Origin of the sequence: Pararhizobium mangrovi, from assembly GCF_006516965.1 — a bacterium.
Taxonomy (GTDB): Bacteria; Pseudomonadota; Alphaproteobacteria; order Rhizobiales; family Rhizobiaceae; genus Pararhizobium_B; species Pararhizobium_B mangrovi.
Map to the genome: position 1 here is coordinate 85923 of NZ_VHLH01000006.1, position 25142 is coordinate 111064.

21 protein-coding genes are annotated in these 25142 nt (G+C 64.9%); 9 read left to right on the forward strand and 12 right to left on the reverse strand.

Features of this window, described 5'->3' with window-relative positions:
• Positions 1 to 12 precede the first annotated feature (12 nt).
• Positions 13 to 309 (reverse strand): hypothetical protein, encoded by a 297-nt coding sequence (locus FJU11_RS05170; RefSeq protein WP_141165962.1) that lies wholly within the window; start codon positions 307 to 309, stop codon positions 13 to 15.
• A 199-nt stretch (positions 310 to 508) separates the two neighbouring features.
• Here FJU11_RS05170 and FJU11_RS05175 point away from each other — a divergent pair, with 199 nt between their 5' ends.
• The 4 genes from FJU11_RS05175 (at position 509) to metH (ending at position 9630) form a co-directional block, all read left to right on the forward strand.
• Positions 509 to 1078 (forward strand): TetR/AcrR family transcriptional regulator, encoded by a 570-nt coding sequence (locus FJU11_RS05175; protein WP_141165963.1) that lies wholly within the window; start codon positions 509 to 511, stop codon positions 1076 to 1078.
• A 71-nt stretch (positions 1079 to 1149) separates the two neighbouring features.
• On the forward strand, positions 1150 to 2472 hold the full coding sequence (locus FJU11_RS05180) for an efflux RND transporter periplasmic adaptor subunit (RefSeq protein WP_141165964.1): 1323 nt from the start codon (positions 1150 to 1152) through the stop codon (positions 2470 to 2472).
• Between the two features lie 9 nt (positions 2473 to 2481).
• Positions 2482 to 5649: an efflux RND transporter permease subunit gene (locus FJU11_RS05185; RefSeq protein WP_141165965.1), complete on the forward strand. Its 3168-nt coding sequence runs from the start codon at positions 2482 to 2484 to the stop codon at positions 5647 to 5649.
• A gap of 201 nt (positions 5650 to 5850) precedes the next feature.
• Positions 5851 to 9630, forward strand: coding sequence for a methionine synthase (gene metH, locus FJU11_RS05190; protein ID WP_141165966.1), 3780 nt, complete (start codon positions 5851 to 5853; stop codon positions 9628 to 9630).
• A 341-nt stretch (positions 9631 to 9971) separates the two neighbouring features.
• Here metH and FJU11_RS05195 read toward each other — a convergent pair whose 3' ends face one another.
• Positions 9972 to 10841: an aldo/keto reductase family oxidoreductase gene (locus FJU11_RS05195; protein ID WP_141165967.1), complete on the reverse strand. Its 870-nt coding sequence runs from the start codon at positions 10839 to 10841 to the stop codon at positions 9972 to 9974.
• A 96-nt stretch (positions 10842 to 10937) separates the two neighbouring features.
• On the opposite strand from FJU11_RS05195, the gene FJU11_RS05200 reads away from it, so the two are divergent.
• The gene (locus tag FJU11_RS05200) at positions 10938 to 11840 is read left to right on the forward strand and encodes a LysR family transcriptional regulator (protein WP_141165968.1); all 903 of its coding nucleotides are present in this window, start codon (positions 10938 to 10940) and stop codon (positions 11838 to 11840) included.
• Between the two features lie 16 nt (positions 11841 to 11856).
• Here FJU11_RS05200 and pcaF read toward each other — a convergent pair whose 3' ends face one another.
• Together pcaF and pcaD are read right to left on the reverse strand one after the other, a co-directional pair.
• Complete coding sequence (gene pcaF / locus FJU11_RS05205) at positions 11857 to 13059, reverse strand: 3-oxoadipyl-CoA thiolase (RefSeq protein ID WP_141165969.1); 1203 nt, start codon at positions 13057 to 13059, stop codon at positions 11857 to 11859.
• A 98-nt stretch (positions 13060 to 13157) separates the two neighbouring features.
• Entirely contained in the window at positions 13158 to 13964 is an 807-nt protein-coding gene (pcaD, locus tag FJU11_RS05210; protein WP_141165970.1) for a 3-oxoadipate enol-lactonase, read from the reverse strand.
• Between the two features lie 265 nt (positions 13965 to 14229).
• On the opposite strand from pcaD, the gene FJU11_RS05215 reads away from it, so the two are divergent.
• The 4 genes from FJU11_RS05215 to FJU11_RS05230 are packed head-to-tail and all read left to right on the forward strand — an operon-like array spanning position 14230 to position 17605.
• Positions 14230 to 15198, forward strand: coding sequence for an ABC transporter substrate-binding protein (locus FJU11_RS05215; protein WP_141165971.1), 969 nt, complete (start codon positions 14230 to 14232; stop codon positions 15196 to 15198).
• Between the two features lie 16 nt (positions 15199 to 15214).
• A complete protein-coding gene (locus FJU11_RS05220) occupies positions 15215 to 16009 on the forward strand; it encodes an ABC transporter permease (RefSeq protein WP_210242842.1) in 795 nt (264 codons plus the stop codon).
• Complete coding sequence (locus FJU11_RS05225) at positions 16006 to 16782, forward strand: ABC transporter permease (protein WP_141165973.1); 777 nt, start codon at positions 16006 to 16008, stop codon at positions 16780 to 16782. The genes FJU11_RS05220 and FJU11_RS05225 overlap by 4 nt, the downstream gene beginning before the upstream one ends.
• A 4-nt stretch (positions 16783 to 16786) precedes the next feature.
• Positions 16787 to 17605 (forward strand): ABC transporter ATP-binding protein, encoded by an 819-nt coding sequence (locus FJU11_RS05230; RefSeq protein ID WP_141165974.1) that lies wholly within the window; start codon positions 16787 to 16789, stop codon positions 17603 to 17605.
• A 136-nt stretch (positions 17606 to 17741) separates the two neighbouring features.
• Here the strand turns inward: FJU11_RS05230 and puhE are convergent, their stop codons facing one another.
• Genes puhE through bchM form a run of 8 tightly spaced genes read right to left on the reverse strand, consistent with a single transcriptional unit; the run spans position 17742 to position 25141 of the window.
• On the reverse strand, positions 17742 to 19625 hold the full coding sequence (gene puhE / locus FJU11_RS05235; protein WP_141165975.1) for a putative photosynthetic complex assembly protein PuhE: 1884 nt from the start codon (positions 19623 to 19625) through the stop codon (positions 17742 to 17744).
• Between the two features lie 15 nt (positions 19626 to 19640).
• Entirely contained in the window at positions 19641 to 20747 is a 1107-nt protein-coding gene (gene acsF / locus FJU11_RS05240) for a magnesium-protoporphyrin IX monomethyl ester (oxidative) cyclase (RefSeq protein WP_141165976.1), read from the reverse strand.
• Positions 20744 to 21046, reverse strand: a complete 303-nt coding sequence (locus tag FJU11_RS05245) for a hypothetical protein (RefSeq protein WP_141165977.1) — start codon at positions 21044 to 21046, stop codon at positions 20744 to 20746. Before FJU11_RS05245 ends, acsF begins: the two co-directional genes overlap by 4 nt.
• A 3-nt stretch (positions 21047 to 21049) precedes the next feature.
• On the reverse strand, positions 21050 to 21523 hold the full coding sequence (puhC, locus tag FJU11_RS05250) for a photosynthetic complex assembly protein PuhC (RefSeq protein WP_141165978.1): 474 nt from the start codon (positions 21521 to 21523) through the stop codon (positions 21050 to 21052).
• 20 nt (positions 21524 to 21543) lie between these two features.
• Positions 21544 to 22197, reverse strand: coding sequence for a photosynthetic complex putative assembly protein PuhB (gene puhB, locus FJU11_RS05255; protein WP_141165979.1), 654 nt, complete (start codon positions 22195 to 22197; stop codon positions 21544 to 21546).
• Positions 22194 to 22976, reverse strand: a complete 783-nt coding sequence (gene puhA, locus FJU11_RS05260; protein ID WP_141165980.1) for a photosynthetic reaction center subunit H — start codon at positions 22974 to 22976, stop codon at positions 22194 to 22196. Before puhA ends, puhB begins: the two co-directional genes overlap by 4 nt.
• Positions 22977 to 22994: 18 nt before the next feature.
• Entirely contained in the window at positions 22995 to 24431 is a 1437-nt protein-coding gene (locus FJU11_RS05265; protein ID WP_141165981.1) for a BCD family MFS transporter, read from the reverse strand.
• On the reverse strand, positions 24428 to 25141 hold the full coding sequence (bchM, locus tag FJU11_RS05270; protein WP_141165982.1) for a magnesium protoporphyrin IX methyltransferase: 714 nt from the start codon (positions 25139 to 25141) through the stop codon (positions 24428 to 24430). The genes FJU11_RS05265 and bchM overlap by 4 nt, the downstream gene beginning before the upstream one ends.
• Position 25142 lies beyond the last annotated feature (1 nt).

Consider the following 25142-nt stretch of genomic DNA (forward strand, 5'->3'; position numbering starts at 1 on the left):
TCGGCGTGCGATCTAGAGACTGAAATAGACGATGATACCGACGGCGACAATCGCCACGACGCTGATCGCGATCGACGGGTCGAAACGCAGGCTGAAACGTGGACCGGGATTGTCGTTGGCCGCTCGCGCCATGTCTACAGCGGCCGCGCGTTCGCTCGTGCGATAGCGCCACAGCGACTCGAACCCGCTGACGCGGACGCCAAGACGCGCGAGCGCGCGTTGGCGCCGAACCAGTTCTGCATAACCGCGGAACTGTGCGCGAAACCCCAGATTGGGATCTGGAAACTGACGGGCTTTATCGTCTGACACCGGATTACCGCATCGTCGGATCAGTTACCGACAAGATAGCGCGTCTGGCCCCGCATTCAACGTTCGTATCAACGATTCACCGGCTGTTGCCGGAAAGCCGCAACCATGAACACCTTCGCGTGATGGCGTTGACTTGCTGCGACGCACAAAATAAATAACCGATCGGTTTGAAATCATATCGTGGGGTTACGGCACGGTCATGGGCCGCAAAAAGACCATCGATCGCGATCAGATTATCGCCGCCGCGCTCGACGTGATCCGGCGCGACGGCACGGACAGCATGTCGATCGACGCCGTCGCGTCCGCGGCGGGCATCAGCAAGGCGAGCGTGCTCTACGAGTTCAAGACGAAGCAGGCGTTGATTCACGCCGTCGTCGAGAACGAGGTCGCGCGCCATGAAAGCCGTCTCGGCGAGTTGCGCCAAAGAATGGGGTGCGCCGGCAGCACCGAAATGCGCGCCATGCTCGCGGCCGCCGACGAGATGCCGTCCCGCGAGGACCGCGCGGTGATGCTCGGCCTGTGCTCGGCGATGGTGAAGGACGAAACGCTTCGCGGGATGATCCGCGAGCACTATCGCAAGCGCCTCGACGAAGTGAACGAGACCGCGCACCATGCACGCGGCGCTCGCCTCGCCTTCCTCGCGCTCGAGGGGCTGATGTCGATGGAGCGCCTCGAATTGAGCGTGCTCGGCGAGGACTGCCGCGCGGAAGTGATGAAAGACATCGCATGGCTCGTGGACCAGGAACCACGCGCCGAACACGCCTCCTGACACGAACGGTACGGCGCGACGCGCCGCCATCGCTCCCTGAATTCCCATCCGGGCCGCCCTGGAGATCATAGATGTTGCGCAATTTGTCCCGCTTCGGCGCCATCCTCGCATTCCTGTCGTTGCCGCTGATCGCCGGCTGCAACGACGAGGGCAAGGCCCAGTCCGCCAGCGGCGGGCCGGGTGGCGGCCAGCAGCGCCCGCCCGCCCCCGTCAGCTTCGTCACGACGAAGCGGCAGGACCTTCCGATCATCAACAACCTGCCCGGGCGCATCGCCGCCACGCGCACGGCGGAAGTGCGCCCGCGCGTTTCCGGCATCATCGTCAAGCGCGTCTTCACGCAGGGCAGCGAAGTGAAGAAGGGCGACCTTCTCTACAAGATCGATCCGCAGCCCTTCCAGGTCCAGGTCGCGAGCGCCCAGGCGACGCTCGAAAAGGCGCAAGCGGCGGAAAAGCAGGCCGAGCAGACGGCCGAGCGCCAGAAGCGCTTGCGCCAGAACAAGGTCTCCAGCGAGCAGACCTACGAGGACGCCACGGCGACGCTTGCCAAGGCGAAGGCCGACGTCGCCTCTGCCAAGGCGTCGCTGCAGTCCGCACAGCTCGACCTGCAGTATTCCGACGTCAAGGCGCCGATCGACGGGCGCATCGGCCGCGCACAGATCACCGAGGGCGCGCTGGTGTCGGCCAACAGCACGGAAAACCTCGCCACGATCCAGCAGCTCGATCCGGTCTATGCCGACTTCACGCAGTCGGCGAACGAGCTCATGCAGCTTCGCCGCACGATGGGCGCCGGAAAGGGCAACGGCAAGGAACCGGACGAATACGATGCGCCGAACACGAAGGTCTCGCTGCGTCTCGACGACGGTAGCAGCTACGGGCCGAAGGGCAAGCTCCTGTTCTCCGAGGCATCGGTCGATTCCGACACCGGACAGATAACGCTGCGCGCGGAATTCCCGAATCCGGACGGCGACCTGCTGCCGGGCATGTATGTGCGCGTGCTCATCCAGCAGGGCATCGAACGCAATGCGATCGCCGTGCCGCAGCAGGCCGTCCAGCGTGATGCCGGCGGCAATGCGAGCGTGCTCCTCGTCGGCAAGGACAACAAGGTCGAAGCGCAGCCGGTCACCGTCGGCCGGGTCGTCGGCGGCGACAAATGGGTGATCCAGAAGGGCCTGACGGAAGGGGCGAAGGTCATCACCGAAGGGTTCCAGAAGATCGGGCCCGGAGCGCCGGTCAATCCTCAGCCGTGGAAATCGGACAACAGCTCGACGAACGGCGGTGGCGGCAGCGACGAGACCAAGACCTCCGATGGCAGCAAGAAGGATCAAGGCGACGAGAAGGAAGCCGCGCTCACTTCCGGCGCAAAGGCCGGCGCTTCCGGCGACACGCGGAAATAGGGTCGAACGATGCCGAGTTTCTTCATCGACCGGCCCATCTTCGCATGGGTCGTGGCACTCTTCATCATGCTGGGCGGCGGGATCGCGATCCCCTTCATGCCGATCGCGCAGTATCCGAACGTCGCGCCGCCGCAGGTGCAGATCCAGACGACCTACACCGGCGCGTCCGCCGAGGAAATGTACCAGAGCGTCACGCAGCCGATCGAGGAGGAGCTGAACGGCATTCCGGGCCTGCTCTATTTCGAGTCGACCTCCGACTCTTCCGGGCAGATCCAGATCACGGCGACCTTCCAGCCCGGCACCTCAATCGACCAGGCTTCCGTCGACGTGCAGAACCGCATTCGCCGCGTGGAACCGCGCCTGCCGCAGACCGTGGTCGACCAGGGCCTGCAGGTCGAGCGCGCGGGCTCGAGCTTCCTGATGGTGATCGCCGTCACCTCGACCGACGGCAAGCGGGACGCCGTCGCGCTCGGCGATTACCTGAACCGGAACGTCATCGGCGAATTGCGCCGCGTGGACGGTGTCGGCAAGGCGCAGCTCTTCGCCGCGAACCGGGCAATGCGCATCTGGCTCGATCCGGACAAGATGCGCAGCCTCGATCTTTCTCCGACCGAGGTGATGTCGGCGATCCGCGCGCAGAACGCGCAGGTGACGGCCGGTCGGCTCGGCGCGCAGCCGCTGAGCGACGATCAGGAGATCACCGCGACCGTTCTCGTTCAGGGGCAGCTCACGACGCCCGAGCAGTTCGGTTCGATCGTTCTGCGCGCCGATTCCAGCGGAGCGATCGTGCGTCTTCGCGACGTCGCGCGCGTTGCCGTCGGCGCAGAGACCTACAACTTCTCCAGCCGCCTGAACGGCAAGCCGAGTGCCGCGCTCGCCATCCAGCTGGCCCCCGACGCGAACGCGCTCGCCACGGCGACGGCCGTCAAGGACAAGATGAAGAGCTTGTCCCAGTATTTCCCCGACGGCGTATCCTACTCGATCCCCTACGACACGACGCCCTTCATCCAGGTGTCGATCGAGAAGGTGCTGCACACCCTCGTCGAGGCGGTCGGGCTCGTCTTCCTGGTGATGCTGCTCTTCCTGCAGAACATCCGCTACACGATCATTCCGACGATCGTCGTGCCCGTCGCGCTGCTCGGCACCGTCGCGGTCATGCTGGTCGCAGGCTTTTCGATCAACGTCCTGACGATGTTCGCGATGGTGCTCGCCATCGGCATCCTCGTCGACGACGCGATCGTCGTCGTGGAGAACGTCGAACGCGTGATGGAAGAGGAACGCTGCTCGCCGCGCGAAGCCACGCACAAGGCGATGAAGCAGATCACCGGCGCCATCATCGGCATCACGCTGGTGCTTTCGGCCGTGTTCGTGCCGATGGCCTTCTTCCCCGGCTCGGTCGGCGTCATCTATCAGCAGTTCGCGCTGACGATGGTCGTCTCCATCCTGTTTTCGGCCTTCCTGGCGCTGTCGCTGACGCCCGCGCTCTGCGCGACGTTCCTGAAGCCGATCAAGGAAGACCGCGACAAGCACAAGGGCTATTTCGGCTGGTTCAATCGCGGCTTCGATTCGATGTCGCGCGGTTACTCCTACGGCGTGCGCGGGCTGGTCCGCCGTGCCGGCCGGCTGATGATCCTCTACCTGCTGCTTCTAGGTGGCCTGGCCTGGGGCTACATCCAGCTTCCCTCCGCCTTCCTGCCGCAAGAGGACCAGGGTTTCCTCATCGCCAGCGTCCAGCTTCCGCCCGACGCCAGCGCCAATCGCACGCAGCAGGTGCTGAAGCAGGTCGAGGACACCTTCCGGCAGGACAAGGCCGTCGACAACATCGTCGCCATCCTCGGCTTCTCGTTCTCCGGCACCGGCCAGAACGCGGCGCTGGCCTTCGTGACGCTCAAGGACTGGTCCGAGCGCGGGCCGGACGAGAGCGCGTCGGCCATCTCGGGCCGGATCAACGGAAGGCTCGCCGGCATCAAGGACGCGATCGTCTTCGCGCTCTCCCCGCCGCCGATCCAGGGGCTCGGCAATACCGGCGGCTTCGCCTTCCGCCTGCAGGACCGCAACGGCCAGGGCCAGGACGCACTGGAACAGGCCAAGCAGCAGCTGATGGCAGCCGCAAACAACAATCCGGCCGTGGTGGGCCTGCGCGAGGAGGGTCTGCCCCGCGCGCCTCAGGCCAAGCTCGTCGTCGACCGCGATCAGGCCGATACGTTCGGCGTGTCGTTCTCCGACATCAACTCGGTCATCTCGACCAATCTCGGCTCCGCCTATGCCAACGATTTCCCCAACCAGGGGCGCATGCAGCGCGTCATGGTGCAGGCCGACACGAAGGAGCGCATGCAGCCTTCCGACCTCCTGAACCTCACGGTGAAGAACCGGAACGGCGGAATGGTGCCGCTGTCGGCCTTCTCCCATATCGAGTGGGAAAAAGGCCCGGCACAGGTCGTCGGCTACAACGGCTATCCCGCCGTCAGGCTTTCCGGTCAGGCTGGGCCCGGTTATTCTTCCGGCCAGGCCATCGACGCGATGGAGAAGATGGCGAAGAACCTGCCGGCTGGCTTCGGCTACGAATGGACGGGCCAGTCGCAGCAGGAGATCCAGTCCGGGTCGCAGGCGCCCTTCCTCGTGGCGCTCAGCGTCATCTTCGTGTTCCTGCTGCTCGCCGCACTTTACGAAAGCTGGTCGATCCCGCTTGCCGTCCTGCTCGTGGTCCCGCTCGGCGTCATCGGTTCGGTCGCGGCGGTCTATCTGCGCGGCATGCCGAACGACATCTACTTCAAGGTTGGCCTCATCACCATCATCGGCCTGGCGGCGAAGAACGCGATCCTCATCATCGAGTTCGCGAAGGATCTGCGCGCCGAAGGCATGCCGCTGATCGACGCGACGGTCGAAGCCGCGCATCTGCGTTTCCGGCCGATCCTGATGACCTCGCTCGCCTTCACCCTCGGCGTCCTGCCGCTCGCCTTCGCCACGGGTGCAAGCGCGGGCAGCCAGAACGCGATCGGCACCGGCGTGATGGGCGGCATGATCTCGGCGACGGTGCTCGCGATCTTCTTCGTGCCCATCTTCTTCGTCTTCGTCATGCGCCTGCTCGGACGCGGCAAGAACCGGGCGAAGAAGGGCGAACTGGAACGCTCGAAGGAAGAGCGCCAGCGCCTCGCCGAAGAAGGCGGTACCGCGTAAGGATTGTAGGCTGCGCATTCGATCGCGCGGCCTGCTCTTTGCTCGAACTCTCGTTCTTGAGGACGGATCGGCGCGACGAGCCCGAATTCCGGAGCCCGCCCGGCACCATGTTCGGACGGCCCCTGACCCGTGCAGTATATTGACATAAATATATCTTTATGTGACTGATCGCGTGATTTGAATTGCAAAGACGGAGACAGCATGTCTGATCTCGACGCCCTTTTCGGCCCGCTCGGCGACGAGCGCGACGATGCCGCCACGCGTGAGGCGCTCTATAAGGCTGCCCGCGAGCGCATCCTGATCCTCGACGGCGCGACCGGCACGGAAATCCAGAACCTGAAGTTCACCGAGGACCAGTTCCGCGGCGAGAAATTTGACGGCTGCGCCTGTCACCAGCAGGGCAACAACGACCTCCTGACGCTCTCCCAGCCGAAGGCGATCGAGGACATCCACTACGCCTACGCCATCGCCGGCGCCGATATCCTCGAGACCAATACCTTTTCTTCCACGCGCATCGCGCAGGCGGACTACGCCATGGAGGAGATGATCTACGAGCTGAACCGCGACGGCGTTCGCGTCGCGCGGCGCGCCGCCGTGCGTGCCGAGCAGAAGGACGGCAAGCGCCGCTTCGTCGCCGGCGTTCTCGGACCGACCAACCGCACCGCCTCCATCTCGCCGGACGTCAACAATCCGGGCTATCGCGCCGTCACCTTCGACGATCTGCGCGAGGCCTATGGCGAGGCGCTGCGGGGGCTCGTCGACGGCGGCGCCGACCTCGTCATGGTCGAGACGATCTTCGACACGCTGAACGCCAAGGCCGCGATCTTCGCCGCGCGCGAGGTCTTCACGGAAAAGGGTGTCGACCTGCCGATCATGATCTCCGGCACGATCACCGACCTTTCCGGCCGCACGCTCTCCGGCCAGACGCCGACGGCCTTCTGGTATTCCGTGCGTCACGCCCAGCCCTTCACGATCGGGCTCAACTGCGCGCTCGGCGCCAACGCCATGCGCGGCCACCTTGCCGAGCTTTCGGGCGTCGCCGACACCTATATCTGCGCCTATCCGAATGCTGGCCTGCCGAACGAGTTCGGCGAATACGACGAAGACCCTGACACGATGGCGGCCCAGATCGAGACCTTCGCCAAGGAAGGCCTCGTCAACATCGTCGGCGGCTGCTGCGGCTCGACGCCCGAGCACATCGCGGCGATCGCCAAGGCGGTCTCGAAGTACGAACCGCGCGAGATCCCCGAGAAGGAGCCGCTGATGCGGCTTTCGGGGCTCGAACCCTTCACGCTGACGGACGACATTCCCTTCGTGAACGTCGGCGAGCGCACCAACGTCACGGGGTCGGCGCGCTTCCGCAAGATGATCAAGGCGGAGGACTACAACGCCGCCCTCGACGTCGCCCGCGATCAGGTGGAAGGCGGCGCGCAGGTCATCGACGTCAACATGGACGAAGGCCTGCTCGATTCCGCGCAGGCGATGACGGACTTTTTGAACCTCATCGCCGCCGAGCCGGACATCGCCCGCGTGCCGGTGATGGTCGACTCTTCCAAATGGGAGGTGATCGAGGAAGGCCTGAAGTGCATTCAGGGCAAGCCGATCGTGAACTCGATCTCGCTCAAGGAAGGCGAGGAAGAGTTCGTGAAGAAGGCGCGTCTTTGCCGCGACTATGGTGCGGCGATCATCGTCATGGCCTTCGACGAGGACGGCCAGGCCGACACCGAGGCGCGCAAGGTCGCCATCTGCACGCGCGCCTACGAGATCCTGACGAAAACCGTCGGCGTGCCGGCCGAGGACATCGTCTTCGATCCGAACATCTTCGCCGTCGCGACCGGCATCGAGGAACACAACAATTACGGCGTCGACTTCATCGAGGCGACGCGCCGCATCACGACCGATCTGCCGCACGCCCACATCTCCGGTGGTGTGTCGAACCTCTCCTTCTCGTTCCGCGGCAACGACAAGGTCCGCGAGGCGATGCACGCGGTCTTCCTCTACCACGCCATCCAGGCGGGCATGGACATGGGCATCGTCAACGCCGGCCAGCTCGCCGTCTACGACCGGATCGAGGACGAGCTGCGCGAGGCCTGCGAGGACGTGGTGCTGAACCGCCGCGACGACGCGACCGAACGCATGCTCGACATTGCCGAACGCTTCAAGGGCGAAGGCGGTGGTGCCGCGCGTGAGAAGGATCTTTCCTGGCGCGAACTCACGGTCGAAAAGCGGCTCGAGCACGCGCTCGTCAACGGCATTACCGAATATGTCGACGTCGACACGGAAGAAGCGCGGCAGAACACCGAGCGCCCGCTCCATGTCATCGAAGGCCCGCTGATGGACGGCATGAACGTCGTCGGCGACCTCTTCGGCTCCGGCAAGATGTTCCTGCCGCAGGTGGTGAAGTCCGCCCGCGTGATGAAGCAGGCCGTCGCCATCCTCCTTCCCTACATGGAGGAGGAGAAGAAGCTTCAGGAGGAAAAGACCGGCAAGAGGAAGAACAACGGCAAGGTTCTTCTCGCGACGGTGAAGGGCGACGTCCACGACATCGGCAAGAACATCGTCGGCGTCGTGCTCGCCTGCAACAATTACGAGATCGTCGATCTCGGCGTCATGGTGCCGACGGAAAAGATCCTGCAGACCGCCAAGGACGAGGACGTCGACATCATCGGCCTTTCCGGCCTCATCACCCCCTCGCTCGACGAGATGGTGAGCGTGGCGAGCGAGATGGAAAAGCAGGGCTTCGACCTGCCGCTCCTCATCGGCGGGGCGACGACGAGCCGTGTCCATACGGCGGTGAAGATCGACCCGAGCTACAATCGCGGCCAGACGGTGCACGTCGTCGACGCCTCGCGCGCCGTCGGCGTCGTCTCGAACCTGCTTTCGGAAACGGCGAAGGACGACTACGTCGCGAAGATCAAGGCGGAGTATCAGGACGTCGCCGACAAGCACGCCAAGTCCGACCGCAACAAGAAGCGTCTCTCGCTCGCCGACGCGCGCAAGAACGCCGAGAGCCTAGACTGGGCCGCTTACAACCCGGTCGAACCGTCCTTCCTCGGCACGAAGGTGTACGACAACTGGGATCTCGAGGAGCTGTCGCGCTACATCGACTGGACGCCCTTCTTCCAGACCTGGGAGATGAAGGGTCGTTACCCGAAGATCCTCGAGGACGAGGAACAGGGCGAAGCCGCGCGTGCCCTCTTCGACGATGCGCAGGCGATGCTGAAGCAGATCATCGAGGAGAAGTGGTTCACGCCGAAGGCGGTCGTCGGTTTCTGGCCGGCGAACGCCGTCGGCGACGACATTCGGCTTTATGCAGACGCCGGGCGCTCGAAGGAGGAAGCAACCTTCCACACCCTTCGCCAGCAGCTTTCCAAGCGTTCCGGCCGGCCGAACGTCGCCATGAGCGACTTCGTCGCCCCGAAGGACACCGGCAAGCCGGACCATGTCGGCGGCTTCGTCGTCACCGCCGGGCCGGAGGAAGCGCAGATCGCCAAGACCTTCGAGGAGAAGAACGACGACTATTCGGCGATCCTCGTCAAGGCGCTCGCCGACCGCATCGCCGAGGCCTTCGCCGAGCGCATGCACGAGAAGGTGCGCACCGAACTCTGGGCTTACGCCGAAGAGACCTACACCCCGGAAGAGCTGATCGCCGAGCCTTACGGCGGCATCCGCCCTGCCCCCGGCTATCCGTCACAGCCCGACCACACGGAAAAGACCACCCTCTTCCGCCTGCTTAATGCCGAAAAGGCAACCGGCGTGGAACTGACAGAAAGCTACGCCATGTGGCCCGGCTCCTCCGTCTCCGGCCTCTATATCGGCCACCCGGACAGCTATTATTTCGGCGTCGCCAAGATCGAGCGCGACCAGGTGGAGGAATACGCCGAGCGCAAGGGCATGCCGATCGCCGAAGTCGAAAAGTGGCTCGCCCCGATCCTGAACTACGTGCCGGCGAACGTTCCGGAAGCCGAGGCGGCGGAGTGAATTCGATCGATTCGTGACCGTACCGCAGCGGGATCGCTTCACCGACCGCGCTGCGGCAATCTGCGAAGGGGTCAGATCCTCGGGTCGAGCCCGAGGATGACGCCGTCGTAGGGTTGTAGCGCTACCGGAAACCGGCCGGACCGCTATAACGGCGGTAGGCGAGATCCCACCAGCCTCTCAGCCGTCGTGGTCGGGCTTGACCCGACCATCCAACCCCGTCGCGGCGATCCGGGAGCCGGCTGGACTCGAAGCCTGTGCCGCATTACGCATAAGCGTAATGAGCGGACCGGCCGAAGCGTCGCCCTTCCGGCGATACCACATGGCCTTGCTCCGACACAGCCTCAAACGGCGGCGATCCGGTCGAGTTCGGCCTTTTCTTCCGCTGGCAGATCAATCTCCACTGCAGCCAAATTCTGCTCGAGATGCGCCACGGACGACGTACCCGGAATAAGCAGGATGTTCGGCGAGCGCTGCAGGAGCCATGCGAGCGCGACCTGCATCTCGCTCGCGCCGAGCCGTTCGGCGACATGGCTCAGCGTCTCGGACTGCAGCGGCGAGAACCCGCCGAGCGGGAAGAACGGGACGTAGGCGATACCGTCCTGCGCCAGATCGTCGATCAGCGCGTCGTCGTCGCGATGCGCGAGGTTGTACTGGTTCTGCACGCAGACGATCTCCGCCGTCTTTCGCGCTTCGGCCACCTGCTTCGCCGTCGCGTTGCTGAGGCCGATATGGTGGACGAGGCCTTCGCGCTGGAGGTCGACCAGATGGCCGAGCGCTTCGGAAAAGTCGCCTTCGGCCGGGCCGTGCGTGTCGAACATCAGGCGCAAATTCACGATGTCCATTGCTTCGAGGCCGAGATGTTCGAGGTTGTCGTGGACGGCCCGCGTCAGCTCGTCCTTCGAAAACGCAGGGTTCCAGGAGCCATCCGAACCGCGCGTCGCACCGATCTTCGTGACGATCGTCAGGTCGTCCGGATAGGGATGCAGCGCCTCCCGGATGATCTCGTTGGTGACATACGGCCCGTAGAAATCGCTGGTGTCGATATGGTCGACGCCGGCCTCGACGGCGCGGCGCAGGACCGCAATCGCCGCATCGCGATCCTTCGGTGGTCCGAAAACGCCGGGGCCGGCGAGCTGCATCGCACCGTAGCCCATGCGCTTCACGGTGCGGCTGCCGAGGGTGAAGGTTCCGGCTCTGCTCGGATTGGTCATGGTCAAACTCCTGTTGCGTTCGCTTCGGAATATGGACGTCGATGCGGTGTGCGATAAGTACGCCCAATCCGCACAGGCCGTTCGGCAGGAAGCACAATGACCGACCTTACCGATCTCACGGAATTCGTCTCCGTCGTCCGCGCCGCCGGCTTTCGCGACGCGGCGCGCACCGGCGGGCGGAGCGCGTCGAGCCTCAGCGAAGCGGTCCGCCGTCTGGAAGCACGTCTCGGCGTTCGCCTCCTGAACCGCACGACTCGCTCGGTCGTTCCGACCGAAGCCGGCCAGCGCCTGATCGATCGGCTCGGCCCCGCGCTCGTCGAGGTCGACGCGGCGCTCGACGTCGTGAACGGCTTCCGCGACCGGCCGGCGGGCACCCTCAAGCTGAACGTCCCGGTCGTCGCCGCCCGCCTCGTCCTGCCGCGGGTCGTGCCGGCCTTCCTTGCCGCCTACCCGGAGATCCGGCTGGAAGTCGTCGCCGAAGACAGCTTCGTCGACGTGCTCGCAGCCGGCTGCGACGCCGGCATCCGCTACGACGAGCGGCTGGAACAGGACATGATCGCCCTTCCGATCGGCCCGCGCGAACAACGCTACGCGACGGTCGCCTCGCCCGCCTATCTCGACCGGCACGGCCGGCCGGCCCATCCGCGCGACCTGCTCGATCACGCAGCCATCCTCGGCCGTTTCGCGAGCGGCGCGACGACGAGCCCGTGGGAGTTCGAGAAGGACGGCAAGACCGTGAAGATCAAGCCGAGGAGCGCGCTTACCGTCAGCGTCGGCGGCGCGACGGACCTCGCCGTCGAGGCGGCCGTCGCCGGCGTCGGGATCATGCAGCTCTTCGAGGACTGGCTGCGGCCCTATCTCGATGACGGACGGCTGGAACCGGTGCTTCAGGAGTGGTGGCAGCCCTTCTCCGGCCCGTTCCTCTACTATCCGGGCCGGCGCCACCTGCCTGCCCCGCTCCGTGCCTTCGTGGACTTCACACGCGACTTTCGCTGGTAGCGAGCGCGGATCGGCTTCAAACGCGTTCGAGCGCCACGGCGATGCCCTGCCCGACGCCGATGCACATCGTCGCCAGCGCGTAGCGCCCGCCGGTCTCGGCCAGTTCGAGCGCGGCCGTGCCCGTAATGCGCGCGCCGGACATGCCGAGGGGATGGCCGAGCGCGATCGCGCCGCCATTGCGGTTCACCCGCTCGTCGTCCGTGGCGATGCCGAGTTCGCGCAGCACGGCGATCGATTGGCTGGCGAACGCCTCGTTCAGCTCGATTACGGAAAGGTCGTCTTCCTTCATGTCGAGCCGTGTGAGAAGCTTCTGCGAGGCCGGTACCGGCCCCATGCCCATGATGCGCGGCGGCACGCCGGCGCTCGCGCCGCCCATGATGCGGGCGATCGGCGTCAGACCGTGCTTTTTTGCGGCCTCTTCGGATGCGACGATCAGCGCTGCCGCACCGTCGTTGACGCCCGAGGCGTTGCCGGCCGTCACGGTGCCGTTCTCGCGGAAGGGCGTCCTGAGCTTGGCGAGCTGCTCCATCGACGTCTCGCGCGGGTGCTCGTCGGTTTCGACGACGACCGGATCGCCCTTGCGCTGCGGGATCGTCACCGCCGTGATCTCGCGGCCGAGCCGGCCGCTCTTCTGCGCGGCTGCCGCCCGCTTCTGCGAGCCGAACGCAAAGGCGTCCTGATCCTCGCGTGAAACGCTGTAATCCTCGGCGACGTTCTCGCCCGTCTCCGGCATGGACTCGATGCCGTACCACTTCTTCATCAGCGGATTGACGAAGCGCCAGCCGATGGTCGTGTCGTAGATTTCCGCGTTGCGCGAGAAGGCCGTCTCCGCCTTCGGCATCACGAAGGGCGCGCGCGACATGCTCTCCGAGCCGCCGGCGATCATCAGGTCCGCTTCGCCGAGCCGGATCGCGCGCGCCGCCGCAACGACCGCATCCATGCTCGATCCGCAGAGCCGGTTGATCGTGTTGCCGGGCACCGTTTCCGGCAGGCCCGCAAGCAGAAGCGCCATCCGGCCGATGTTGCGGTTATCCTCGCCGGCCTGGGTGGCGTTGCCCCATGTCACGTCGTCGACGGCGGCCCAGTCCACGGATGCGTTGCGCTCCGTCAGCACCTTGATCGGGACCGCAGCCAGATCGTCGGCCCGCACGGACGCGAGTGCGCCGGCGAAACGGCCGATCGGGGTGCGGATGTAGTCGCAGATGAAGGCTTCGGCCATCGTCTATCCTTTGATGCGGCGCCTCGATACGCCAGGTTCGTTCCGAAAGGTCCGTGCGCAGCGGCAGGCCGCACATAACCATGTTCCGCTCGCAAGGCTCAACCTTCGGCCTTACGACCGAGGTCGAACTCCTTCATGAATGCCTTGATGACGGCAGCCAGCATATCCGGCTGCTCGACGCAGGGTATGTGGCCGGCGCCCTCGATGACCTCGTAGCGCGCATTCGGGATGAGTTTCGCCATTTCGAGTACGGTGTCCGGCGGGGTCGATCCATCCTGATCGCCGACGATGCAGATCGTCGGAACGTCGATCTCGGCGCTTGAACGGGTGAAGTCCGCGTCCCGGACGGCGGCGCAGGTTCCGGCATACCCCTCGACCGGTTGGCGCAGGAGCATGTTGCGATAGCCGATGAATTCCGGCTTCTCGCGAAAAGCCGGCGTGAACCAGCCGGCGAGCACGCCGTCCGCCACCGGTTCGATCCCTTCGGCCTCGACCTTGGCGATGCGCGTGTTCCAGCCGTCTTCCGTGCCGATCTTGTGCGCCGTATCGCAAAGCACGAGAGCCCGGACGAGATCCGGCCGGCTGGCGACGAGCCCCTGCGCGATCAGCCCGCCGACGGAAAGTCCGCAGACGATCGCCTGCTTCTGGTTCAGATGGTCGAGGAGGCCGGCGAGATCCGCCACGTGGTCCTCGATCGAATACGGTGCCTCGCCGATATCCGAAAGGCCGTGGCCGCGCTTGTCATAGGTAAGGATCGTGCATTCGCCGACGAAGCGAACGATGACGTCGCGCCAGATGCGGAAATCGGTTCCGAGCGAATTCGAAAACACGAGCAGAGGCGCGCCTTCGCTCGCTCCGATGACCTGATAGTGCAGCGTGACGCCGTTCACGGTCGCAAATTGCATGAACTCGATCTCCAGTCTCGGTTACCCGTTGCCGATCGGTGTTGTGGCACGGAACGACGTGCGTTTCGACCTGGAAGATGCGCGTCGACCTTCCGGGTTCTGCGGTTTTCCGCATGGGCCAGCATGAAGGATCCGGGACAGAGGGAATGCAGTGGCTTTCACTTTGCGATAGACGGAACACGAGCAGATCGCGACGGATTCGCTTTGGTGCGAACGCAGCAAGCTGCGTCGTCGAAGAACAGGTAGGATCGGAGGAAGGCATTCCATGAAGTCGTCATTGGCCATGAAGTCGGCACTGACCATGAAATCGGCACTGGGCCTGATTGCGCTGGCGCTCGCAGCCGCGTTCGCCACGGGATCGAGCGCTCGGGCGGCCGACAAGGTCACCGTCGGCGTCATCCCGATCGTCGACGTCGCCCCGATCTATCTCGGCAAGGAAAAGGGTTTCTTCGAAAAGCAGGGGATCGACCTCACGCTGCAGCTCGCACAGGGCGGGGCCGCGATCGTGCCGAGCGTCGTCAGCGGGCAGTACCAGTTCGGCTTTTCGAACATGACGTCGCTGATCGTCGCGCAGTCGCGCGGGCTCGACTTCAAGGTCGTCGCGGCGGGGGATTCCTCGACCGGCAAGGCCGGCAAGGATTTCAGCGCCATCGTCGTGCCGAAGGACAGCACGATTTCCGGCGCCGGCGATCTCGCGGGCAAGACGGTCGCCGTGAACAACCTCAAGAATATCGGCGATACGACCGTGAAGGCGGCCATGCGCAAGGCCGGCGGAGACCCTTCCGGCGTGAAGTTCGTGGAACTCGCCTTTCCCGACATGCCGGCGGCCGTCGCCAACGGTCGCGTCGATGCCGCCTGGGTCGTCGAACCGTTCCTGACCATCACGCGCGATCAGGGGGCGAAGGTCGTTTCATGGAACCTAGTAGATACGGCGGATCGCCTGATGACCGCCGCCTACTTCACGACCGCCCGCTACGCGAAGAGCCATCCCGACATCGTCAAGCGCTTTACTGCGGCGATGAACCAGTCCCTGGACTACGCGCAGAACCACCGCGAGGAAGCACGCCGCGAACTCCTTTCCTACACGCGGATCCCGAAGGACGTCGTCGACCGGATCACGCTCCCCGACTGGACGACGAAGATCAATCGCAAGTCCACGCAGACCCTGGCGGACCTCGCGGTGAAGGACGGGCTCGTGAAGAAACGGCCCGATCTCGGTTCGCTTCTTCCCTGACCCCATGCGCGGCGCAATGTTCGTGCAGGCATACGGCGATGCGGCACGAGGTCTGATCGGCCTCGCGGTGTTCGCAGCCGTCCTCGAACTATTGCCGCGTATCGGCGTCGTGTCGCACGTCTACTTTCCGCCGATCAGCGCGATCGTCGTCGCACTCGTGCACGAAGCGGGCCGCGCTGCGTTCTGGGTATCGCTGTTTCTCACGCTTCGAAGCTGGGCGGTCGGCCTTGCCATCGCGGTGATCGCCGGCACCGGGGTCGGTCTGTTTATCGGCAGCTTTGAAACGCTGCGGCGCCTGACCGCCTCGACCATCGAGTTGCTCAGACCGATCCCCTCTGTCGCGCTCATTCCGCTGGTGGTGCTTCTTTACGGCAGCACGATCCGCTCGACGCTGGTACTCGTCGTCTATGCTTCGGTGTGGCAGGTTCTCATCCAGGTCCTATATGGTGTGCAGGATGTCGACCCGGTTGCACGACAGACCGCCGTTTCCTTCCGGTTCGGCCGATGGGGCCAACTGCGCCATGTCGTGTGGCCAACGACCCTGCCCTACCTGATGACCGGCATTCGCCTCGCCGCCGCCGTCGCGCTCATCCTCACCATTACGAGCGAACTCATCATCGGTGCGCCCGGCCTCGGCAAGCAGATCGCGCTTGCGCAAAGTGGTGGCGCGGTGGCGACGATGTACGCCTACGTCCTCGTGACGGGACTGATCGGCGTCGCCGTCAACCTCGTCGCACGCGTGCTCGAGCGTCGCGTGATGCATTGGCATCCCTCCGTGCGCCCATCCATGCATCGGGCGCGAACGCCATGAGGGTGCTCTCCCGGTTTCTCTATGCCGTCGCGCTTCCTTGTTTGCTGGCGCTCGGCTGGTGGTTCGCCAGCCGCGGGAGCCAGAACTTTTTCTTTCCGCCACTATCCGGCATTCTCTCCGCCTTTGCCGATGTATGGTTTTCCGCCAAGATCGTTGAGGACGTGCTGCCGAGTGTTCTTCGCCTTGCTTCGGGATATCTGATCGCGGCCGGCATGGGGCTTGCGCTCGGTGTTCCGATCGGGCTTTCCACGCGGCTCAGGGCCTATGTAGAGCCAGTGCTCGAATTCCTGCGTGCAATCCCGCCACCGGTGCTCGTGCCCATCCTCATCCTCTTTGCGGGGATCGGCACGACGATGAAGCTCATGGTCATCGTCTCCGGTTGCCTCTGGCCGGTTCTCCTGAACACAATCGAGGGCGTGCGCGGCCTCGACGAAACGCTCGGTGCCACCACGCGCGCCTATCGCTTCACGCGGCGCGGAAGGCTCGTGCACTTCATCCTGCCGGGAGCGGCTCCGCTGATCTTTGCGGGGCTGCGTCAGTCGCTTTCGATCGGCATCATTCTCATGGTCATCAGCGAGATGTTCGCCGCCTCGAACGGCATCGGTTTCACCATCGTGCAGTTCCAGCGTTCCTTCGCCATCCCCGAAATGTGGAGCGGCATCATCCTGCTCGGTCTCGTCGGCTTTATCTTCGCGTCCGTTCTCGGCTTCGTGGAACGGCGTGTGCTGCACTGGTATTTCGGACTGCGCGCCGCCGAGAGAAACGATACCTGATCCGATGATAGAAGATCGCAACGCGGCCACGGCGCAAGGCCGACCGACGCTTCTCGACGTCGACGCGGTAAAGATGGTCTATTCGAGCGCGCACCGTACCGTCGAGGCCCTGGGCGGCGTGCGCTTTACCGTCGGCGACGGCGAGTTCGTGTGCATCGTCGGCCCTTCGGGTGCGGGCAAGACGACGCTGCTCAAATGCATCTCGGGCCTTTTGAGGCCGACCGGCGGCACGGTCCGCCTCGAAGGGACGGAAGTGAAGGCGCCTCCGCAAGCCATGGCGCTGGTCTTTCAGGACTATGCGCGCAGTCTCTTTCCCTGGATGACCGTCGAAGCCAATGTCGAGCTGCCGTTAAAACAGGCCGGCATGGCGCGCAGGCAGCGCCGCGACCTGATCTCTTCGGCCCTTGCGGATGTCGGGCTTACCGATGTCGGCTCGGCCTATCCATGGCAGCTTTCCGGCGGCATGCAGCAACGTGTCGCGATCGCCCGCGCCATCGCCTATCGTCCGCGCATTCTGGTAATGGACGAGCCCTTCGCCGCCGTCGATGCGCAGACGCGCGCCGACCTGGAGGACCTCGTGCGCGACCTCTGGCACAAGCTCGGCGTCACGGTCCTTTTCGTCACGCACGACATCGACGAGGCGATCTATCTCGGAGAGCGGGTGCTTGCGCTGTCCGCATCGCCGACCGTCGTGATGGACGACATCGCGATCGATCTGCCGGACGCCCGCGACCAGATCGGAACACGGTCACTTTCCCGCTTCGGCGAACTGCGAAAGGAACTTTACGGACAGATCCAGCGTGCGCGGCATACGAGCGGCTAGAACGATCCATCCGCTACGAAACAGCCCCGACGGACGCGGAGCCAGGACTTTCTGTCTCCGCTACCGCGACCAATTCGGCGCAATGCAACGCCCTCCCAAGGCGTTCGCCCTCCGTCTCGTACTCGCGACGCCGGGGTTATCCGGCGAACGCGGGACGGCCGGCGGCATCGTCCGCCCGTCTGGCACGCTCTTCGGACGCTCCCGAAAGCGTTTCGAACGCCGTTTCCAGGGCGGGCTTGTCGAGGTCGCTGCCGATCGCCATCACGCGCGGCGTTTCGGCCGGCTTTGCGGCAAACGCGGTCACCGAGATGTGCCCACCGGCAATATCGAAGCGCAGCCAACCCGTTTGCGCCGGAACGAGACCCTTCATGCGCTCGATGGTGCCGAACGTCCCGCCCTTCGCGTCTTCCAGAAGCCGGCGCAGCTCGGTCGGATCGATCGTGCCGTTGGTCCGCATCGCCCACGACTGGAGACCCAGCTCGTCCTCGTGCTGGTGATGCGCTTCGGGCCCATCCGCCGCCCCATGCTCGTGATGATGGTCGTGGGCATGCGCGTGACCGTGACGGTGCGTCGATGTCTCGGCATGCGCCGGTGCGTGCCCGGCATGATGTGCGGAAGAAGCATGCGGATCTTCCGCCTTCTCCTGCGGCTGCCAGACCTCGGCAATGGCGATGTCGGAGAACGCCCCTTCCGAGAGCATGCCATAGCGCGCGGCGATCGTGCGCGCGTCCGGATTGAGCGAGGCCAGCGTGTCGCGCACCAGATCGAGTTCCACCTTGGAAACGAGATCGGTCTTGTTGAGAATGAAGACCGGCGTGAGTGCCGCCTGCATCGTGAAGTACTCCGGCATGCGCGCATAGTCGCGCATGAAGGCGCCGGCATCGATGACGGTCAGGAGGCGCAGGCTTCGAACGAGCGGTTCGAGGTCCTTCTGATGGATGACGCGCAGAAGCGAGGCGACGTCGGCGACGCCGCTCGGCTCGATCAGCACGCGGTCGGGCTTCATCTTCGCCACGACTTCCTTGAGCTGTGCGGAGAGATCGCTGCGCAGCGAGCAGCAGATGCAGCCGTTCGGCAGTTCCACCACGTCCGCGCCGCTGTCGCCGAGCACGGTGGCATCGACGCCAAGTTCACCGAAATCGTTGACGAGCACGACGGTCTTCTGTGCCGGATCGGCGTCGGCCAGCATGCGCTTCAGCGTCGTCGTCTTGCCGGCACCGAGGAAGCCGACGACGATGTCCGCCTCGAAGGGCTTGCGTTCGCCGCGCGACTTCAGCGCCGGCTCCCAGATGCGGCCCGCCGGCATCGGCAGAACGAGCATCCAGTGCTCGAGAATGGCGAGTGCCATCAGCACCGTCAGGAAGGTATAGCCGGCCTGCTCGTAGGCGCTTGCATCCGACGAGAACGCCGCGACGGCGAGAAGCACCGTGATGACCGTCGAGATGGTGACGGAGAACGGGAAGAGCAGGTTCATCGAGCGCTTCGTGAGGAAGCTCTTAAGGAACGTCAGGTGCTCCGGCAGGAACTCCTCGTTCAGGTTGCGCACGCCGAAGAAGACGTTGAGCTTGGCGCTCTGGTGCATCCACCACAAGACCATGAAGGTCCAAAGCCCGATATGGTTTGCCCCATGCCACGTCAGCCAGAAGACGGCCGCGGCCGCGGCGATGATCGCGAGCTCGTGGTAGAGCGACGTCTGGACCGCGTGGCCGAAATGGCGCCATCCGCGGCAGGTTTCCGGACACGGCTCGTTCCGCGGGCCGGTGACGTAGCCCATGTAGAAGCTCATCTCCTGCCAGCCCCAGGCGAGAAGACCCCAGGTGAAGGCAAGATAGACGCCGGTGATCGAGGTGTCGTGCGCGGAGCTATGAAGCCCCCACAGCGAGATCGCGAAGACGATCGTCGCGCCGATCATCGACCATTTGAAGGTCGAACGCGGCAGGCCGTCGAGATAGATGATGACGACGGTGGACGCCCACCAGACGACGAGCGCATAGAGCGCGGGCAGGAGATAGGTGCTCATCGGGCGAAGCCTCGCTTACCAGGCCGGCTGCAGCCGGCTCTCCTTGGGTATCTCGTTGCGACCGGCGGGAAGCACGTAGAGACGGGCGAAGGTCGCAGCCGCCATCGCCCTGCCCTTCAGCTTCGTCGCCATGCCGGCGAACCCGCCCTTCTCTTCCCCGGCACGGATCGTCGCGTTCGCGACGCACAGCCGGTCGAGGCCGCGGCGGAAGCGCGGATCGTCGAGCGGCAGGGTCAGCGGGAAAACCTGGCGCGAGATCTCGGTCGTGATCCGAAAGACGGTGTGATCGTACTCCGTCGGATCGATCCCGAGCGCCTTATGGAAATACGGCCGGTCGTGGTCGCGCACATACATCGTCGCGAAGACGGCGAGCAGGAAGAAGCGCACCCAAAGCTTGTTGCGACCCTTGAGCACGCGGTCGTCGGCACGCATCAGCAGCGAGAACGCCTCGCCATGGCGGAACTCGTCGTTACACCAAAGCTCGAACCATTTGAAGATCGGGTGGAAGCGCCGCTCGGGATGCTTCTCCAAATGGCGATAGATCGTGATGTAGCGCGCGTAGCCGATCTTTTCGGAAAGATAGGTCGCGTAGAAGATGAACTTCGGCTGGAAAAAGGTGTATTTCTTCGTCTTCGTCAGGAAGCCGAGATTGACGCCGATGCCGAAATCCTTGAGCGCGTCGTTGATGAAGCCGGAATGGCGCGCCTCGTCGCGGCTCATATAGGTGAAGAGCTCGCAGATATCGGGGTTCGTGCCGCGCCGCTTCATCTCCTTGTAGAGCACGCAGCCGGAAAATTCCGCCGTCAGCGAGGAGACGAGAAAATCGACGAACTCCTTGCGCAGGCCGGGCTCCAGATCGTCGAGATCACCGACGTCCCACGCGTCGCCGCGCTTGAAGTGGCCCCGGTTCGGGTCTTCCTTCAACTCGGCGATCAGCTTGTCCCACTCGCCGCGCACGGGCGAGACATCGATCGCGTCGAGCTTGTCGAAATCGGTCGTGTAGAAGCGCGGCGAAAGCAGCGTGTTTTCCTGCGCCATGCTGGTCGTATCGGCGCCGGTGACCTGCGCGTTGGCGTCGGTCTCGCTCACCGCTTCAGCGCGCGGGTCGGGATGGACGTTCATCGTGCTGCTCCTTCCGAGAAGCTGAACTCGCACAGTTCCATGAATTCGAAATCGCCGGTAAGCCGCGTCCACAGCCGCTCGATCGCGCCGGCCCGCTGGATGGAAGCATTGCGCCGGAACGTCGCGCACTCGCCATAGGGCACCTCGATCGGCGCGCCGTCGACCGTGACCTCGTCACCGGGATGAATGGTGATGCCACCGTCGAGGCGAAGATGCGCATGCAGGCTGTCGAAGGTGTTCTCCACCTCGACCGTGCACGGCACCTCAATGCGTTCGCCCTTCAGGAGACCGAGACCCATTCGCTATCCTTTCCCGCCGGCCAGAAAGCCGGCAAACGCCCGGGCGTTGGCCGAGCCGAACGCGCGGAGATCGAGCCGATCGCCCGTCGCGGTGTCGACGAGCCAGACGATGCCGTCCGTCGAACGCTCGACCCGGTACGGGGCATCGGCTGGCGCACCCTTCTTCATCCGGTTGCGCTCGAGCCCGCGCAGCGCTTCGCGCACGAAGGAACTGCCGCGCGGCGACACTTTGGCAACGACTGCGCCGCTTCCCGCGTCCATCACCGTAACCCCCTCGCCATTGTAGGAAAAGGTCACCGTGTGCGCCTTTTCGATGACGGGCGGATCCATCCGCGCCATGCCGATGCCGGTATACCGCGTGAAAGCGATCGAGACGATGGTGACGACGATCAGGGCCGCGGCGGAAAGAAGCAGCCACGGTGGCAGCGGACGTTCGGGGTCCGGCCCCACGATGAAGGCCGTCTTCATGTCGCGCATGGCTCGCTTCCCTTCCAACCTCAGGCCGCCTCGGCGGTATCGCGACGGGCCGGCTCACCGAGCCATGCCGTACCGCGCGCGTCGGACGACGATGGACCCTCGCGGGCTTCGATGGCAACCTGCTTCAACGCCTCGGCAGCCTCCGCCGCATCGGGGAGATTGCGAAGGGCCGGATTGGCCCGCAGGAAGCGCCACGGACGCACGTTCGGCCAGAGCTTCCAATAGGCGAGCACCCGGTTCGCCGGCATCTCCAGCGTCACGTCGCCCGTCGAGCCGCGCTTGGCGAACCGGGCGCCTTCGATCTCTTCCACCGGCAGATTGACCATCGCCGGCAGCGCAATGCCGTAGCGCATAACCACGCGTCTCGTGGTGATCGTGTATTCCGTCGTCCGCACCATGAGGATGGCGATGACGACGAGCAGCGCGATGCCCGCGACCGCCGGCAGGAGCACGTTCGCCGCGTTGACGAACGCGACGCCGAGCGTACCCGTATCGTTCAACCCGGCGGCGAACCGCCAGATGCAGAAGATCGCGAACCAGGCGAGAACGAGACGCACATGCAGGATGTTGCGCAGGACGGCGGTCCGCTTCGGCCGGCCCTGCCAAACGATGCGTTCGCCCGGCGGAAGGTCGGTCTGATCGAGATGATCGGGAAAGCTCGCGAAATCGTTCATATCATGCTCTCTATCGGGTTCTTCGCGAAGAACCGGCCACCGGCATAATAGGCGTTGATCCGATCTTCCTCACGCATGGTGATCTGATCGAGGCCGGCGAGCGAAGGTACGTTGGCGAACTGCTCGCGCGTCAGGGTCTCGAGCACGACGGTCTTTTCGCTGTCGCGCACCGTGGCCGCGGCGATCGGTGCGAGAACGAGGCGGCCGCCGAGCACTTCCTCCTGGCGGACCTCGAAGTAGCGCACGAAGAATTCGTGCTTGTTGATCCACACATCGGTGACTTCGCCGACATGATGCCCGTCGCTCGTATAGACGGGAAGACCGAGCGGATGCGTCTCGGTTTCCTCGACGCGGTATTGCGGCGCCTTGCGCATCATCGGCTGCAGCTTCGGGTCGCCCGCCCAGGTCAGGTCCGGCGTATCCTCGCGCAGCGCGTAGGCGGCGGGCCCGATTCCGTCGACGAGCGGGTCGCCGGTCGGCACCAGCGGCGCACCGGGGAAGTTGTGCGCCGGTACGGCGTTCAGTTCGCGCCGGTCGCGCTCCCGGGGTGCGTAATAGACCATGCCGCTGCGCACCAGGAAGCGCTTCGGCTTGGGGATCGGCGGAAACCCGACGACCTTGACGCGACCGCCGGTGCGATCGCTGCGTTCGGATTCGAGCGGATAGCCTTCGCGCTTGTCCTCGCCATGCAGGTAGTAGACGAGCCCAAGGAAGAATAGGAAGAACAGGATCAGGAGCAAAAGAGGCAGATCGAGCTGCTGTGTGAAGGCGCCAACCATGGTGCGATGTTCCCTTGCTTAGCTCGGCATGTCGGCGAGGCCGAAGCCACCGGACGCGTTTTTCGCTGTGGTCTTGCGGAAGGTGACGAGCGGACCGAGCGCGATGAGCGCGGCGAAGATCAGCCCGAGTTCGATGAGATAGACGACGCCGTAGCCGACCGAGACATCCGTCAGCGCGGGGCCGAGATCGCCATGGCTGGCGAGCCGGGCGACCCCGTCGTGCATGGCGCCGCCGAGCGCGATGGAAATGCCCGAAGCGCTTGCCTGCACCGTTCCCCATACCCCGAGCGCGAAACCGCTCGTGCGGGAGTTCGACATTTCCATGACCGCATGCAGCATCGAAACGACGAAGAGCCCCGTTCCGAAGCCGACCCCGGCCGCGCCGAGTTCGAACAGCAGGACGGAATGGAAGAGCCCGGCAAAGATCACGGCGCAGAACGCCGGCAGCCCGGCGAAGAGGCCGAGCGCTGCGACCGCATAAGGGTCGGTATGCTTTTCGAGCAGGCGGGCGGCGATGAGGAAGCCGACCAGCGTGCCGCCTGCGGAAATCGCCGTCAGCACGGTGGTGCCGCTGACGCTCATGCCGAGCACCTCTCCGCCATAGGGTTCGAGGAGCACGTCCTGCATGCCGAAAGCCGCCGTGCCGAGGGCGATCGTCACGAAGAGGCGAAGCGGACGGCTGCCGGTATCGAGCTCGCGCCAGGAATCGCGAAGGCGCATCTTCGCTTTCGGCTGCTCGCTGGAGCGAGGGCGCCGCGGCTCCTGCTGCCAGAGGCTGACGAAGGTGAGCCCGATCGTTACCAGAGCCGCCCGGCTCAGCACCGCGATCAGGCGATAGGGCGAGAAGTCGCGCAGCATGTATCCGATAACGAGCGAGCTTACGACCATGCCGAGAAGGAAGACGGCGTAGAGCACGGCGATGACGCGCGGCTTCGATTTCTCCGGCGCGATGTCGAGCGCGAGCGCCAGACCCGCCGTCTGCACCGTATGCATGCCGGCACCCGCAAGGATGAAGGAGAGACCCGCGGCGAGAACGCCCGGCAGCAACGCTTCCGGGCGGCCGCTCGACAGCACGAACAGCGCGTAGGGCATGATCGCAAGGCCGCCGAACTGCAGAAGCGAGCCGAACCAGAGATAGGGCGTGCGCCGCCAGCCGATCGCCGAGCGATGGTTGTCGGAGCGAAAGCCGATGAGTGCGCGCAGCGGCGCGAAGATGACCGGCAGCGCGATCAGAACGGCGACGAGCGTCGCCGGCAGGCCGAGCTCGACGACCATGACGCGGTTCAGCGTGCTGTTCAAAAGCACCAGCATGATCGCGACGGAAACCTGGAAGAGCGACAGGCGCAGCAGGCGCTTTGCCGGAAGCTCCGCGCTGACGGCGTCGGCAAACGGCATCCAGCGCGTGCCGATGCGCTCGAACAGAAGCCGTTTGTCGGGAGCCTTCTTCGCCGTCATCGCCGCACGAGCTCCACCGCGTTCGACTTGTAGAAGCCCGTCGACACCTTCGCCGTCCGGCCGACCGTGAACTCCATCAGGACGCGGTCGCCGCCCATCGCCTTGCGCAGGCGCCGTTCGGCGACCGGCACGATCGACGGCGCGCGATCGCCGCGCGGAAACGCACGGCCGACGACATGCATCGCGGCGAGTGCCGGCGTCTGCGGCGCATGGGTGAACACGACACTGCGGCGCGCGCGTGCCGCAAGGCCCGAAAGCACCTCGATGGCGTCCGTCAGCTCGTAGTGGATGACGGAATCCATCGCCACGACATGGTCGAATTCACCGAGCGCCGGATCGAGCATGTCACCGGCGGCGAAGGTGATGCGATCGCCGAAGCCGTCGGCCTCCGAGCGTTCGCGGGCGAGATCGACGAGCGTCGGCGAGAGATCGATCGCGGTAACGTTCGCCCCGCGCCTGGCCGCTTCGAACGCAAAGGCGCCGGTGCCGCAGCCGGCATCGAGGATGCGCCGGCCAGCGAGGTCCTCCGGCAGCATCGCAAGCATCGCCGCCCGCATCCGGTCGCGCCCTGCCCTGACCGTCGCACGGATGCGACTGACCGGCGCGTCCGACGTCAGCTTACGCCACGCGTCGGCGGCGGTGCGATCGAAATAGGTCTCGATCTCGCCGCGGCGCGTGCGGTAGGTCGGCGTTTCGGCGAGCGCGTTCATC